Annotated in this window: 14 protein-coding genes, 1 pseudogene and 1 riboswitch; of the genes and pseudogenes, 4 read left to right on the forward strand and 11 right to left on the reverse strand. The window is 75.4% G+C overall.

The window, feature by feature from the left end:
• Positions 1–6 precede the first annotated feature (6 nt).
• Positions 7–870, reverse strand: a complete 864-nt coding sequence (locus M1O15_RS10300; protein WP_248633047.1) for an isocitrate lyase/PEP mutase family protein — start codon at positions 868–870, stop codon at positions 7–9.
• 203 nt (positions 871–1,073) lie between these two features.
• On the opposite strand from M1O15_RS10300, the gene M1O15_RS10305 reads away from it, so the two are divergent.
• Complete coding sequence (locus M1O15_RS10305) at positions 1,074–1,436, forward strand: MmcQ/YjbR family DNA-binding protein (RefSeq protein ID WP_248633048.1); 363 nt, start codon at positions 1,074–1,076, stop codon at positions 1,434–1,436.
• A 442-nt stretch (positions 1,437–1,878) separates the two neighbouring features.
• Here M1O15_RS10305 and M1O15_RS10310 read toward each other — a convergent pair whose 3' ends face one another.
• From M1O15_RS10310 to dhaK, 7 genes are all read right to left on the reverse strand, one after another.
• Complete coding sequence (locus M1O15_RS10310; RefSeq protein WP_248633049.1) at positions 1,879–2,736, reverse strand: energy-coupling factor ABC transporter ATP-binding protein; 858 nt, start codon at positions 2,734–2,736, stop codon at positions 1,879–1,881.
• Complete coding sequence (gene cbiQ, locus M1O15_RS10315; protein ID WP_248633050.1) at positions 2,733–3,482, reverse strand: cobalt ECF transporter T component CbiQ; 750 nt, start codon at positions 3,480–3,482, stop codon at positions 2,733–2,735. The genes M1O15_RS10310 and cbiQ overlap by 4 nt, the downstream gene beginning before the upstream one ends.
• Positions 3,483–3,486: 4 nt before the next feature.
• A complete protein-coding gene (locus M1O15_RS10320) occupies positions 3,487–3,876 on the reverse strand; it encodes an energy-coupling factor ABC transporter substrate-binding protein (protein WP_248633056.1) in 390 nt (129 codons plus the stop codon).
• On the reverse strand, positions 3,873–4,604 hold the full coding sequence (locus tag M1O15_RS10325; RefSeq protein WP_248633058.1) for an energy-coupling factor ABC transporter permease: 732 nt from the start codon (positions 4,602–4,604) through the stop codon (positions 3,873–3,875). The genes M1O15_RS10320 and M1O15_RS10325 overlap by 4 nt, the downstream gene beginning before the upstream one ends.
• Positions 4,605–4,633: 29 nt before the next feature.
• A riboswitch (cobalamin riboswitch) is annotated at positions 4,634–4,854 on the reverse strand.
• Between the two features lie 65 nt (positions 4,855–4,919).
• Positions 4,920–5,330: a PTS-dependent dihydroxyacetone kinase phosphotransferase subunit DhaM gene (locus M1O15_RS10330; RefSeq protein ID WP_248633060.1), complete on the reverse strand. Its 411-nt coding sequence runs from the start codon at positions 5,328–5,330 to the stop codon at positions 4,920–4,922.
• Entirely contained in the window at positions 5,327–5,971 is a 645-nt protein-coding gene (gene dhaL / locus M1O15_RS10335; RefSeq protein WP_248633126.1) for a dihydroxyacetone kinase subunit DhaL, read from the reverse strand. The genes M1O15_RS10330 and dhaL overlap by 4 nt, the downstream gene beginning before the upstream one ends.
• An 8-nt stretch (positions 5,972–5,979) precedes the next feature.
• Positions 5,980–6,972: a dihydroxyacetone kinase subunit DhaK gene (gene dhaK, locus M1O15_RS10340; protein ID WP_248633062.1), complete on the reverse strand. Its 993-nt coding sequence runs from the start codon at positions 6,970–6,972 to the stop codon at positions 5,980–5,982.
• A 246-nt stretch (positions 6,973–7,218) separates the two neighbouring features.
• On the opposite strand from dhaK, the pseudogene M1O15_RS10345 reads away from it, so the two are divergent.
• The 3 genes and pseudogenes from M1O15_RS10345 to M1O15_RS10355 form a co-directional block, all read left to right on the forward strand.
• Positions 7,219–8,008: pseudogene (locus tag M1O15_RS10345) on the forward strand (GNAT family N-acetyltransferase); the annotation flags it as partial.
• Between the two features lie 136 nt (positions 8,009–8,144).
• Positions 8,145–9,194, forward strand: coding sequence for an alpha/beta fold hydrolase (locus M1O15_RS10350; RefSeq protein WP_248633064.1), 1,050 nt, complete (start codon positions 8,145–8,147; stop codon positions 9,192–9,194).
• 94 nt (positions 9,195–9,288) lie between these two features.
• Entirely contained in the window at positions 9,289–9,747 is a 459-nt protein-coding gene (locus tag M1O15_RS10355) for an SRPBCC family protein (protein ID WP_248633066.1), read from the forward strand.
• A 9-nt stretch (positions 9,748–9,756) separates the two neighbouring features.
• Here M1O15_RS10355 and M1O15_RS10360 read toward each other — a convergent pair whose 3' ends face one another.
• The 3 genes from M1O15_RS10360 to M1O15_RS10370 form a co-directional block, all read right to left on the reverse strand.
• Complete coding sequence (locus tag M1O15_RS10360; RefSeq protein ID WP_248633069.1) at positions 9,757–10,680, reverse strand: RNA polymerase sigma-70 factor; 924 nt, start codon at positions 10,678–10,680, stop codon at positions 9,757–9,759.
• A gap of 129 nt (positions 10,681–10,809) precedes the next feature.
• Entirely contained in the window at positions 10,810–11,832 is a 1,023-nt protein-coding gene (locus tag M1O15_RS10365) for an NEW3 domain-containing protein (protein ID WP_248633071.1), read from the reverse strand.
• Between the two features lie 44 nt (positions 11,833–11,876).
• Positions 11,877–13,310, reverse strand: coding sequence for a Gfo/Idh/MocA family protein (locus tag M1O15_RS10370; RefSeq protein ID WP_248633128.1), 1,434 nt, complete (start codon positions 13,308–13,310; stop codon positions 11,877–11,879).
• Positions 13,311–13,457: the final 147 nt, after the last annotated feature.

Genomic DNA, 13,457 nt, shown 5'->3' on the forward strand with positions numbered 1-13,457 from the left:
GGCGGGTCAGGCCCCCGCCGCCGTACGGCGGCCTCCGCCGAGGTTGGCCTCCAGCAGCGCCGTGGCCTCCCGCACCCCGACCGCCCCGCCGCCCTCGTCGCCCGGCGCCGGCAGCCGGCCGTCCGAGGCCTTCAGCTCCCTGAGCGCCCCCTCGATCGCCTGGTGCGCGGCGAAGAGGCACGGCGTGCTGTAGATGGCGACGTCCACCCCCAGCTCCGTCAGCTCGGTCAGGGACAGCCGAGGCGACTTGCCGCCGCCGATCTGGTTGAACAGCAGCGGGGTGTCCGCCACCACCTCCCGCACCCGCCGGATCGCCGCCACGCTGCGCACCCCGTCCACCAGGACGACATCCGCCCCGCTCTTGGCCAGCGCCGCGGCGCGCCGCAGGATCTCCTCCTCCTCGACGGCGTCGGTGCGGGCCACCACGACCAGCTCGTCCCGGCTGTCCAGGACCCGGTGCAGCTTGTCCAGGTACGCGTCCAGCGGCAGGATCCGCTTGCCGTCCGCGTGGCCGCACCGGCGCGGCCGCTCCTGGTCCTCCAGGATCACCCCGGAGGCACCCGCCCGCTCCAGCCGCCGCACCACATGGCAGGCCACCTCCGGATCCGCGTAGCCGTCGTCGATGTCGACCAGCAGGTGCTGCGCCGGGAAGGCCGACCGCAGCCGCTCGGCGAAGGCCACGACGTCGGGCCAGGCGATGAAGCCGATGTCCGGAAGCCCGTAGTACGAGGCGGCGAACCCGAACCCGGAGAGGAAGAAGCCGTCGTAGTGCCGGGCCGCGAGCGACGCGGAGTACATGTCGTGGATACCGATCAGCGGTGTGGTGCCGGGGTCCGCGATCGCGTCGCGCAGCCTGTGCCCAGGGCCCATCGTCCCTCCAGGGGAAACGAGGCGGCCACCGCGAGCGAGCGGGCGGCCGCCGAGCAGGTCGTCGGTGACCCAGCGTGTCAGGACGGGCTTTTCCGCCCAAACCCCGTACACCCATTGGCATCAGCGAAAACCGGACAGCCGGGGTCGGGGCCCGGGACCGGGGCCGCCCCTCGTTGTCAGTGGCGCTGGCTACGGTGGTGGCCATGATCGATGCCGAGGACGTCCGCCGTACCGCCCTGTCCTTCCCCGAGACGGTGGAGAAGGAGGCCTGGCGCATGCCCACCTTCCGGGTGGCCGGGAAGATGTACCTCACCATCCCCGACGACCAGACCTCGTTCGCGGTCCGCTGTCCCCGGCACGAGCGGAGGGAACTCATCGCCGCCGAACCGGAGAAGTTCTGGGTGCCGCCGCACGAGGCGAGCTCCGCCTGGGTCCGGGTCCGGCTGGCCGCCCTGGAGGACCCGGCCGAACTGTGGGACATCCTGGTGGACTCCTGGCGCCAGGCCGCGCCCGACCGCCTGGCCGAGCAGCATCCCGAGCTGCGCCCGGGCGCGGCCGCCGGCTGACCGGGGGAGAGGCGCCGCGGTCCGAGCAGTCGCGCCGGTCGGCCCGGTCCCGCGCGCCCGCGGTGAGCCGCCGCCGCTGCTCCTCCTCGTGGGGTCCGGCACACCCGGCGAGGAGGAGGCGTCCCGTGCGACGTGGGCGGCCCCACCGTCGCAGCGTGCGGTGGCGGTCATGCCCGTGCGCCGCCCGCGCCCGTGCAGCAGCCGGTCGCAGCGACGCACCGTGCCCCCGTCCGCTGTACCCGCCCGTCCGGCCGAGCCCCCGGCACCAGCTGCGGCCGTCGCGGTCCGCCCGGCCGCCGCCCGCCGACTCTACCGACCACCGCCCCTGGCCCCCGGCCTCCGACCACCGCCCCTAGCCCCCGGCCTCCGACCACCGCCCCCGGCCCCCGGCCTCCGACCACCGCCCCCGGCCTCCGGCCCGCCCGTGCCCCCGGGGGCGGGCTCAGGCGCCTCGTACGGTCGCCGCCCACTCCTCCAGCTCCTCCGGGGTACGCGGCCCGGGGGCGTCTTCGGGCAGCAGTCCCCGCTCGCGCAGCACCGCCGCGACCGCCATGCCCCAGGGGCGCCGCAGCCCCGCGGCGGCCAGCAGGTCCCGGTCGCCGAGCAGCTCCGCCACCGGTCCGGTGCGCGGGCCCGCCGGGGTGAGCACCGCCGCGTCGTCCGCCCAGCGCAGCGCCAGGTCCACATCGTGGGTGGCCATCAGCACCGTGGTGCCCGAGGCGCGCAGTTGGTCCAGGGTGCGCAGCAACCGCTCCTGGCCGTGCGGGTCGAGCCCGGCCGTCGGCTCGTCCAGGATCAGCACCCGGGGCCGCATGGCCACCGCGCCGGCGATCGCCGCGCGCTTGCGCTGCCCGTAGGAGAGCAGATGGGTGGGCCGGTCCGCGAGCGCCGTGATGTCCAGCGCCTCCAGCGCCTCGTCCACCCGGCCGCGTACCTCGGAGGCGGCCAGCCCCAGGTTCATCGGCCCGAAGGAGACGTCCTGGGCGACCGAGGCGGCGAACAGCTGGTCGTCCGGGTCCTGCACCACCAGCTGGACCGTGGTGCGCAGCCGCACCAGCCCGGCCCGGTCGTACGCCACCTCCTCGCCGGCCAGCCGCAGCAGCCCCCGGTCCGGGCGCAGCCCGCCGCTGAGCAGCCGCAGCATGGTGGTCTTGCCGCTGCCGTTGCGGCCCAGCAGCGCCACCGCCCGGCCCTCGGCGACCGCGAAGTCCACCCCGCTGAGCACCGCGGGCCCCTCGTCGTAGGCGTATCCGGCGCCCACCAGCTCCACGACGGGCAGCCCGCCTGTGACGGACGTCATGACAGAAGGCCTTTCAGTACGAGGGTGGCGGCGACCAGGGCGGCGAGCAGCGCCCCCGTGGCGGCCAGGAAGCGCCGGGAGAGGGCCGCCTCGGGCACCAGGACCCGCAGGGTGCCGTCGTAGCCCCGGCCGGCCAGGCCCTCCTGGAGCCGCGCCGCCCGGTCGAAGGAGCGGACGAAGGCGATGGCGCCCAGCCCGGCCAGCGACCGCCAGGCCGCCGCCCGGCTCGCCTGCCCCAGCCGGGCCGCCTGCGCCTGGCGCACCTTGGCCACCGTGTCCAGCAGCAGGAACCCGATTCGGTACATCACCAGGGCCACGTCCACCACCGGCGCCGGCACCCCGGCCCGTACCAGCCGCGGCAGCACGTCCGACACGGGCGTGGTGAACGCGAACAGCAGCACCCCGAGGGACGCCGCCGAGGTGCGCAGCAGCAACTGCCCGGCGTGCACCGGGCCGTCCGGGGCGAGCGACACCGCTCCGGCGGCGCCGCCCACCTGGAACAGCAGCGGGATCGCCCCCGTCACACAGAAGCCCAGCGGGAGGCGGAACGCCCGCCACAGCAGCCGGGGCGCCACCCCGGCCGGGCCGAGCAGCACCGCCAGGGTCGCGGCGCCGACCAGCGGGGCCCCCGGCCAGGCCGGCAGGCACACCGCGCTGAGCGTCAGACCGAATCCGAGGACCGCCTTCTCCACCGGGTGGCGGTGGCGCCAGCGGCCGGCGTGCGCCGCCGCGTCGATCGGCAGCACCCGCTTACCCGGCAGCCCCGGTGCCCCGGGCCGCGGCCGGGCCCACGTCGGCGGCGTCCGCCGCACCCCCGGTGCCCTCGGCGGCGGCCAGCGCCCGCGCCTCGCCCTGGCGGCGGCCCCGGCGCAGCCCGAAGTAGTACGCCAGGACACCCGCGCCCAGCGCCGCCTGAAGGGCGAACAGCGCCGACTCGACCTCGCCCGAGGGCGGCTCGTACAGCGGGCTGAACCAGGGCTCGTAGTCCGGCTTCAGCTCGGTGATCGCCGTCTCGGCCTGCGCGTCGGCGCCGGTGAACGGCTCCTCCTTGTGGTCCCCGAGGCCCAGTGCCAGCGGCAGCACGGCGAGCGCCGCCACCACGAGCAGCAGCAGGGTGTTGATCTTCGCGTTGCGGCTCATCGCGCGGCCGCCTCCTTCTCCTCACCCGAGGCGCCGGCCCGGCCCGCGCCCTTGTCCTTGCCGGTCACCTTCGACAGCACACCGAGCCGCAGCAGCTCGCCCTTGCTGGACTGCGTCAGCAGCCGCATCACCAGCACGGTGAGCAGGCCCTCGCTGACCGCCAGCGGGATCTGGGTGAGCGCGAAGATGGAGCCGAACTTGGCCAGCGCCCCGGCGAAACCGGTGCCCGGGTCGGGGAAGGCGAGCGCCAGCTGCACGCTGGTGACGCAGTAGGTCGACAGGTCGGCGGCGAACGCGCCGAAGAAGACCGCCACCATCAGCGGCGCCCCGAAGCGGCGCAGCAGCCAGTAGGTGCCGAACCCGGCCCACGGCCCGACGATCGCCATCGAGAAGACGTTGGCGCCGAGCGTGGTCAGCCCGCCGTGCGCCAGCAGCAGCGCCTGGAACAGCAGGGTGATGGTGCCGAGCACCGCCATGATCGGCGGCCGGAACAGGATGGCGCCCAGCCCCGTACCGGTCGGGTGCGAGCAACTGCCCGTCACCGACGGGATCTTGAGGGCGGACAGGACGAAGGTGAACGCCCCGGAGGCACCCAGCAGGAGTGTCGACTCCGGGTTGCTCCGGACCTCGCGGGTCAGGGCGCGCACTCCGTGCACGACAAACGGAGCAGACGCGACGGCCCAGGCGGCCGCGTGCGCGGGGGGCAGATACCCCTCGGCTATATGCATGGTCGGGAGACCCTCTCCAGCACCTCGTGGATGGACAACGCGCCCTGGCCGGTCTCCTGGCTGACGGGTCATGCCGCCTCGGCTCCGCCTTCCCGGACGTGGCGGTCTCCCGCGGCGGTCCAGTGGCTTCCCGGAGGGGTCCCCCCGGGGGTGGAGCCGGACTTCCCGATCACAGTGGCGAGGGCCGCACCGGTACCGCACCGGATTTCCCGTACACCAAGGCGCTGCGACCCTAGTGCGTTGACCAGGTACATCACAACCCGCGTACCGGCGCTCACCCCGGCGCTTCCGTCCCCCGGGCCGCCACCCGCCGGGTCACTTCTTCCGGTAGCCGTACGCCTCCGAGGCCGCCGCCTCCACCGCGTCCAGGTCCCCGCCGGCCGCCGCCGTGACCACCGCCGCCACCGCCCCCTCGACGAACGGCGCGTCCACCAGCCGCGTGCCGTCGGGGAGTTCGTCGTCGGCCAGCAGGGCCTTGACCGTGAGCACCGCGCTGCCGAGGTCGGCCAGCACGGCCACCCCCGCCCCGCCGTCCACCGAGGCGGCCGCCGCCGCGATCAGCTCCGTACTGGTGCCCAACCCGCCGCCGGGCAGCCCGCCCGCGGGCGCCAGCGGGGTGCCCGCCCCGCCCGCCAGCCCGCGCGCCAGATCCGCGACCGACCCCGCCACCTCGGCGCTGTGCGACACCAGCACGATGCCGACCCGCCCCTCGACCCCGCCGCTCATCCCCGTCGCCCCTCTCCCTGGTCCGCCTCACCGGCCGCCTCCGCCAGCGCGGCCAGCAGCAGCGCCGCCGAGGTCGCCCCCGGGTCCTGATGGCCCTCGCTGCGCTCACCGAGATAGCTGGCCCGGCCCTTGCGCGCCCGCATCGGCACGGTCTCCGCCGCGCCCCGCGCCGCCGCCTCGGCAGCCGCCGCGTACGCCCCCGGCCCGTCCGCCGCCCGGGCCAGCGCGGCGACCGCCGGCTCCAGCGCGTCCAGCATCGTCTTGTCCCCGACCTTCGCCCCGCCGAGCTGCCCGACCGCCGCGACCCCCGCGCCCAGCGCCTCCGCCAGCTGCCCGGGACCGACCTCCCCGGCGTCCCCGAGCGCCTTGCCGGTGCGGCGCAGCAGGGTGCCGTACAGCGGACCCGAGGCCCCGCCCACCGTGGAGATCAGCTGCCGCCCGGCCAGCGTCAGCACCGCACCCGGCGAGTCCGCGGCGCCCTTCTCCAGCTCCGCCGCCACCGCGGTGAACCCCCGCCGGAGGTTGGCCCCGTGGTCGGCGTCCCCGATCGCCGCGTCCAGCTCCGTGAGATGCCCGGCCTCCCGCTCCACCGCCGCCGCGGCGGCCGCCATCCACCGCCGGAAGGCGTCCGTGTCCAGCACCACCGCGCTCACCGCCCCCACCGCAGCGCCGGGGTGGACACCGGCGCGTCCCACAGCCGCAGCAGCTCCTCGTCGGCCCGGCACAGCGTCACCGAGCAGCCCGCCATGTCCAGCGAGGTGACGTAGTTGCCGGTCAGCGTGCGGGCCACCGGCACCCCGCGCTCGCCCAGCACCCGGTGCACCTCCGCGGTGAACCCGTACAGCTCCAGCAGCGGGGTCGCGCCCATCCCGTTGACCAGCACCAGCACCGGCCCGCCCGGTGGCAGGTCCTCCAGCACCGCGTCCACCGCGAGGTCCGCGAGCTCCCCGGAGGTCATCATCGGGCGGCGCTCCCGGCCCGGTTCGCCGTGGATGCCGATGCCCAGCTCCAGCTCCCCGGCCGGCAGGTCGAACGAGGGGCCGCCCTTGGCCGGGGTGGTCACCGAGCTCAGCGCCACCCCGAAGCTGCGCGAGCTCGCGTTGACCTGCCGCCCGATCGCCTCCACCCGCTCCAGCGGCGCCCCCTCCTCGGCCGCCGCCCCGGCGATCTTCTCCACGAACAGCGTCGCCCCGGTGCCGCGCCGCCCCGCGGTGTAGAGGCTGTCGCGGACGGCCACATCGTCGTCCACCAGCACCTTGGCGACCTGGATGCCCTCGTCCTCGGCCAGCTCGGCCGCCATGTCGAAGTTGAGCACGTCGCCCGTGTAGTTCTTCACCACGAACAGCACGCCCCGCCCGCTGTCCACGGCCGCCGCGGCCCGGACCATCTGGTCCGGCACCGGGCTGGTGAAGACCTCGCCCGGGCAGGCCGCCGCCAGCATCCCCGGCCCGACGAACCCGGAGTGCAGCGGTTCGTGTCCGCTGCCCCCGCCCGACACCAGCGCGACCCGCCCCTCCACCGGCGCGTCCCGCCGGACCACCAGCCGGTTCTCCACATCCACGGTCAGCTCGGGATGGGCGGCCGCGATCCCCCGCAGGGCGTCGGCGACCACGGTCTCCGGAACGTTGATCAGCATCTTCAACGGTGTCTCCTCGCCACGTCAGCCGCGCGGAATTCCCCAGTCCTGCGAAGGCGGGCCGGACCGCGGCGGACCCTCGCCCGTGCCGCCGCCCCTCATCATCCGCCATGGGCCCCCCGACCGCACGTGCCCACCGCGCAGTCCTGCCGGTCCATGTCCCCGGTGGCCTCCCCGCCCCGTGCCGCCGCGTCCGTCCCGGCCCGGGGAAACCGGGTGCGGACCGGCGGCGCGGTGGTGTGGCCTCGGGGCGTGGCGGTGACATGGGGCGCACCGGGGGACGACGGGCCGGGCGCGGCCGTGCGCGTACTCGGGGAGTGGCAGGACGATGAGGCGCCGACGCAGCTGCACCCGGGGGACCCGGGCTGGTTCCGGCGAGCGGGCCCGGAGGAGGCCGCCGCGGCGGTCCGGACCTGAAGCCAGGACGGACGGATCCTGGCCGTCGGGCTGCTGAACGGCCCCCGGCTGCTGCGGCCGACGGTCGCCCCCGACGCCCGGCGGGACGAGGACATCGGAGACTTGGGGCGCGGAGTGCTGCCCGAGGGCCGGGCGGATGTCGAGGCACCGGCGGACGCCCCCTGGTGCGGGAGGTGCCGGGCCGGGCAGGCTTAGGCACCGGCGGGCCCTGGACACCGCTGCGCCGCGACCTCGCCGGGCCGGTCGAGGAACCGGCGCCGCGGATCGAGGTGGTGGGCCCGGAGCAGGCGCACCGGTACGCGGCCGCCCACCGGGCGGCGTTCGACGGATCGGCCTTCACCGGCGAGCGTTGGCAGGCGATGGCCGCCGGGGCGCCGTTCGCCGACGCCCGGTCCCTGCTCGGATACGAGGAGCGGGGCGAGCGGTGGCGGCGGTGACGGTGTGGTCGGCCGGACCGGGCAGAGTCGGGCTGCTCGAACCGATGGGCGTGCACCGGGACCACCGCTGTCGCGGCCATGGCAAGGCGATCACCCTCGCCGCGGCGGCCGCCCTCGGGGGACTGGGCTCGTCCGGCGCGCTGGTCCGCACCCCGAGCGCCGGCACCGGCGCCGTCGCCACCTACCGCCCGCGAGACCCGGGACCGGTAGGGCGCGCCGGGCGGGCGGTGCAACGGCCTGGGCCGCTTTGCCGGTTCGGCAAGGTGCCGTGCCAGCGGATGGCGGAGGCGGCAAGGCTGGGCGCGTCCGAGACAAGGAGCCCCGATGAGTCCACCGACGCACCCGCCCACCCCGCCCCGGCCGTTGGCCCACCGCCTGCCGCGCTCCGCGCACCCGGCGGCGGCCGTGTTGCTCGCCCTGCTGCTGATGCTCGCCGGCGCGGCCTGCTCCCCACCGGCAGCGGGCGACGAGGTGCCCGCCCATGCCGCCGCCACCCACGAAGACTCCCGGTTCACCCGGACCTTCCGGCACGAGTTCGCCGAGGTCGACGGTGTCCGGATGCACTATGTGACCGGCGGCAGCGGCCCGCCCGTGGTGCTGATCCACGGCTGGCCGCAGACCTGGTACGGCTGGTGGCCGATCATGCCGGAACTCGCCGAGCACCACACGGTCTACGCCGTCGACCTCCCCGGACTGGGGGACAGCACCGGCACACCGACCGGCTACGACAAGGCCACGCTGGCGCGGTACGTCCACACGCTGATCGCCGACCGGCTCGGGGTGGACGACGCCGCCGTCGTCGGGCACGACTTCGGCGCCGCGGTGGCCTTCCAGTACGCCAGCCGCTTCCCCGGCGACACCGCCCGCCTCGGCTACCTCGACCTGCCGCTGCCCGGGCCCGCGATCGACGCGCCCAGCTACCGCGCACTGAGCTGGCATATCGCCTTCCACTCCCAGCGGCGGATCCCCGAGGCGGTCGTCGGCGACGACGTCCGCGCGTATCTGGCGCTGTTCTACCCCCAGGTCGCCTTCGGCGGCGCGGCGTTCGGCGGCACCTCCGACCGCTCCCCGTTCACCGGCGCCGAGATCGACGAGTACGCCCGGACCTACCGCCGGCCCGCGGCCCTGTCGGGCGGCTTCGGGCTCTACCGCGCCCTCGACCAGGACGTCCGGGACACCGTGGCGGCGGCACCGGTCCGGGACCCGGTCCTGCTGATGACCGCTCAGGGGCAACTCGACGCCATCCGGTCCACCGTGGCCCCGCGGATGCCCCGCATCGAGCGGGCGGTGGACGTGCCGGGCGCCGGGCACTGGCTCGTCGAGGAGAACCCCCGGTTCGTCACCGCCGAACTGCTGCGTTTCCTCGGAGGCTGACCGCGCCACCGGGGCGGTGTGTGACCGCTGCCGCCAAGAGCACGTCTCCCTGGCCGAGGACGCCGCCCGCCCACCCGAACAGGAGCCCGCCGCCATGCACACGTACGACATCACCGTGACCACCACCGCCTCGCCGGAGACCGTCTGGAAGCTGCTGGTCGACGCCCGCAGCTGGCCGCTGTGGTCCCGGGTGGACAGCCTGGACCCGGCACGGTCGGTCGGCCTGGACCCGGGCGGCGACGACGGCGTCGGCGCCGTCCGGGCCTTCCGGACGGGACGCACCGTGACCGGGGAGCGGCTGACGGAGAAGGCCGAGGGGCCCCTCCTGGCCTACGAGGGCGCCTTCAACCCGTCGATGCGCGACTACCGGGCGCGCGTCGAGCTGACGCCGACCCCGGGCTCCGGCACGGTCATCCACTGGTACGGCACCTACCGGACCGGCCGGCTGACGGGCCTCTTCCTGCCGCGCTACCTGCGGAGGTTCATGCGGGGCATGGCGGAGGGGCTGGCCCGCCACGCCGAGGAGGAGCAGCAGGGCGGGCCGGCCCGGTGACCCCGGTCGTCAGCGGCCCACGGGTGTCTCCCGCGCCACCCGTGACAGCTTGTCGGGGTTGCGCACCGCGTAGACCCCGGTGACCCGGCCGTCCTCGATCCGGACCGCCACCACACTGTCGAGCTCCCCGTCGAGGCGGACGAGCAGCGCCGGGCAGCCGTTGATCTGCGCCGGCTCCAGCGACACCTCCTCGTCCGTCCTGCGCAGCACCCCGGCCAGCCAGCGGACCACCTTGTCCGGCCCCACCAGCGGGCGCAGCGCGGCCTGGCGGAGCCCGCCGCCGTCTGTCAGCGCCACCACGTCCGGCGCCAGGATGTCGAACAGCCCTTGCAGGTCGCCGGTCTCGACCGCCTGCCGGAACGCTCCCAGCACGGCCCGGGTCTCGGCCGGGGAGACGGCCGCGCGCGGCCGGCGCGCGGCGACATGGGCGCGCGCCCGGTGGGCGATCTGGCGGACGGCCACCGGGCTCTTGCCGACGGCCTCGGCGATCTCCTCATGGCCGAGGGCGAACACCTCGCGCAGCACGAACACCGCCCGCTCGGTCGGCGGCAGGGTCTCCAGGACCAGCAGCATCGCCATCGACAGGCTCTCGGCGAGCTCGGCGTCCTCGGCCACGTCCGGCGCCGTCAGCAGCGGCTCGGGCAGCCACGGCCCCACATACGACTCCTTGCGCCGGGCGAGCGTACGCAGCCGGGTGAGGGCCTGGCGGGTGGTGATCCGGATCAGATAGGCGCGCGGCTCGCGCACCTCCGCGAAGTCGACCCCGGCCCAGCGCAGCCAGGTCTCCTGGAGGACGTCCTCCGCGTCGGCCGCCGAGCCCAGGATCTCGTAGGCCACCGTGAACAGCAGACTGCGGTGGGCGACGAACGCCTCGGTGGCGGGATCCGCACGACCGCCCCCGTCCGCCGTGCCACCCGCTGCTTCCTGGTCCATGACCGCCGCCTCCCGACTCCTCGACCCGGACGTCCCACCCACAGGACGCCCCGCCCCGCCGGGCTGTGACACCCGGGCGATGTGAGCTGGATCATGCCACCCAGCGGGGCGGGGGCCTGCGGCGCGCCGTTACGGGGCGATCGCCAGGTCGAAGAGGCGGACGGACCCGTTGGCGGGCAGCACGACCAGCTCGACCCGCTTGGCCGGGTCCAGCTCCACGGAGTGGGCGAAGACCCGGTACGCGGTCCCGGCGTTGCCGTAGCCGTCGGGGCGGTTGCGGCCGTCGGTGGACGCCACCAGGGTCGCCCCGTGCGCGGTGGCCTCCTGGAAGGACCAGTTGGGGAAGCCGATGGCGCCGCTGGTGCTGGTGCCGTCGGTGTAGATCACCGTGGCCGTCCCGGTGGCGCCCAGACCGGCGCCGGAGCCCAGGAACACCAGCCGCTTACCCTGGCCGGACAGCTGGACGGCCTGCCCCTTGGCGGAGGCGTTGTTCTTCGTCCCGGGTGCGGCGGCCGGCCAGCTGAGCGAGGCGCCCAGCGCGGTGACCGGCGCGCCGGGTGCCAGCCCCGCCGCGGCCAGCTTCTGCGTGGAGAAGCTGTTGCCCTCGCCGTCGAAGTCGCCGGGGGCGGTGTTCCCCTCGTCGGTGGCGCCCACGTTGTCGTACGCGTCGGAGAGCCGGGCCAGCACCGGCCCGGAGCGCTCCACCCGGCTGCCGGTCGCGCTGCCGCGGCCGTCGCCGCCCTGGTAGGTGGCGGTGGCGGTGAAGGTCCGCAGGGTGAACCCGGGCCGGCGCTCCGGGACCTGGATCCGGAAGGCCGCGGTGGCGGAGGCGCCCGGCCGTACCGCCTCCGGCACCGCCGCCACCGAGGGCTGGACGGCCCAGCCGGCCGGGCCCCGGAAGGAGACCTTCAGCCCGCGCATCCGGTCCGGGCCGGTGTTGGTGACGGTGACCTTCACCTCGGAGACGGCCGGGCCGTCCAGGTCGACGGCCGAGACCGCCACCCGGGTGGGCTCGGCGGCCCGCGCGGGCGCGGGCGCCGCACCGGCCGCCGACGGGGCCGCGGTCGCGGCGCCGACCGGTGCGGTCAGCGCCACCACTGCCAGGGCCAGCGCGGCCAGGGCTCTTCGGGGGGCACTCGGGAACAGCGGCATCAGCGACTCACTCCTCGGTACGGGGAAGGCAGGGGGGGACGGGATCAGACCGGCGGCATCTCGGTGGCCCGCGAGTCCAGCCCGGGCCGCAGGTTCACCCAGGAGCCCCGGGTGAAGTCGGGCACCGCGACCGGCCGGCCGTTCCGCTCCAGGGACTCCACGCTCAGCGGCACCGGCGCGCACCAGGCGGCGGAGTCGTACACGTCGATGTCCGGCACCAGTCCCGCGCGCATCAGCTGGACGGTGCGCCACTGGAGGACGTAGTCCATCCCGCCGTGGCCGCCGCCCTCCGCCTGCTCGGCGAGCTTCCGCCACAGCCAGTGGTCGAACTCCTTGCGGTACGGGGCGAAGTCCCGCCAGGAGTGGCCCGAGTGGTCCGGCTCGAAGTACACCCGGGCACCGGTCGGGGAGGTCCCCGCGTAGTCCTCGAAGATGCCCCGGCTGCCGGCCAGGGTGTTGATCCGGCTGTACGGGCGGGGCGAGCTGACGTCGTGCTCGGCGCGGATCACCCGGCCGTTCGCCGTCTCGATCATGCAGGTGACCAGGTCGCCGTTGACATAGGTCTCGTTCCAGGAGGGGTGCCCCCTGGGCACGAACCGCTCGCGGTAGTCGGCGAGCCCCTTGGGCGCGGTGGCGGTCGCGCTGAGCGTCGTCAGCCGGTCGCCCCGGTTGATGTCCATCGCCGCGGCGATCGGCGCCAGCCCGTGCATGGCATAGAACGAGGCGGTGGAGCGGGTGTGCCAGCGGCGGCGCCAGGCGTCCGTGTAGTAGGTGTCGGAGAACAGCAGCTCGCGCAGGTCGTGCAGATAGCCGCCGTGCCCGTTGGTGACATCGCCGAACACGCCCTCGTGCGCCATCTTCAGCATCGCCAGCTCGTTGCGCCCGTAGTTGCAGTTCTCGGCGAGCATCAGATGGCGGCGGGTGCGCTCGGAGGTGTCCACCAGGTCCCACAGCTCGTCCAGCTCGGTGGCGATGGGCAGTTCGACGATGACGTGCTTGCCCGCGAGCAGCGACGCGCGGCCCTGGGCGTGGTGGAACTCCCAGGGCGTGGCGATGTAGACGAGGTCGATGTCGTCCCGGCGCAGCATCCGGGCGTACGCGTCGGCGGAGCCGCCGTACTCGGCGGGGCGGGGCCTGCCGGCCTTGACCAGGGCGTCGGCCACCCGCTTGGCCCGGTCGGCGCGGATGTCGCAGACAGCGGTGACCTGGCAGCCCGGGACGGCGGCCCAGCCGGGGGCCATGCCGGCGCCCCGGTTGCCCAGCCCGATCACCGCGACCCGGACCGTCCGGTGCGGGGCGTACGCCACATTGATCATGGACTTCTGGCCGGGGCGGCGCCGCGGGGCCGCGGCCGCGGTGACGGCGGCGGGTGAGGCGGCGGACGCCGGTGCGGCGGCCCCCATGCCGAGGGCGAGCGCACCTCCGGCGAGCGCACCCCCCAGGACCGAACGCCGCTGGACGGCCGGGAGTTCAGGTATCACGAATCGCTCCAGACGTGGTGGGGAGGACCGTTGGCGCGCACGACTGTGTCGGAGCTGACAAGTTCGTGTCAATAGTTGATTCACAAGGCGCTGAAACGAGCAGAAACGCTCAGGAGGGTGAAGGGTGCGAAACCGTCCGCGTGC

The sequence above is a fragment of the Streptomyces lichenis genome (assembly GCF_023218175.1).
GTDB classification, from domain to species: domain Bacteria; phylum Actinomycetota; class Actinomycetes; order Streptomycetales; family Streptomycetaceae; genus Streptomyces; species Streptomyces lichenis.

Excerpts from the sequence above, each read along its gene's own strand:
- M1O15_RS10300 (WP_248633047.1), bottom strand. The coding sequence starts at position 870 with ATGGGCCCTGGGCACAGGCTGCGCGACGCGATCGCGGACCCCGGCACC.
- M1O15_RS10305 (WP_248633048.1), top strand. The coding sequence starts at position 1,074 with ATGATCGATGCCGAGGACGTCCGCCGTACCGCCCTGTCCTTCCCCGAG.
- M1O15_RS10310 (WP_248633049.1), bottom strand. The coding sequence starts at position 2,736 with ATGACGTCCGTCACAGGCGGGCTGCCCGTCGTGGAGCTGGTGGGCGCC.
- M1O15_RS10320 (WP_248633056.1), bottom strand. The coding sequence starts at position 3,876 with ATGAGCCGCAACGCGAAGATCAACACCCTGCTGCTGCTCGTGGTGGCG.
- M1O15_RS10325 (WP_248633058.1), bottom strand. The coding sequence starts at position 4,604 with ATGCATATAGCCGAGGGGTATCTGCCCCCCGCGCACGCGGCCGCCTGG.
- M1O15_RS10330 (WP_248633060.1), bottom strand. The coding sequence starts at position 5,330 with ATGAGCGGCGGGGTCGAGGGGCGGGTCGGCATCGTGCTGGTGTCGCAC.
- M1O15_RS10350 (WP_248633064.1), top strand. The coding sequence starts at position 8,145 with ATGAGTCCACCGACGCACCCGCCCACCCCGCCCCGGCCGTTGGCCCAC.
- M1O15_RS10355 (WP_248633066.1), top strand. The coding sequence starts at position 9,289 with ATGCACACGTACGACATCACCGTGACCACCACCGCCTCGCCGGAGACC.
- M1O15_RS10360 (WP_248633069.1), bottom strand. The coding sequence starts at position 10,680 with ATGGACCAGGAAGCAGCGGGTGGCACGGCGGACGGGGGCGGTCGTGCG.
- M1O15_RS10365 (WP_248633071.1), bottom strand. The coding sequence starts at position 11,832 with ATGCCGCTGTTCCCGAGTGCCCCCCGAAGAGCCCTGGCCGCGCTGGCC.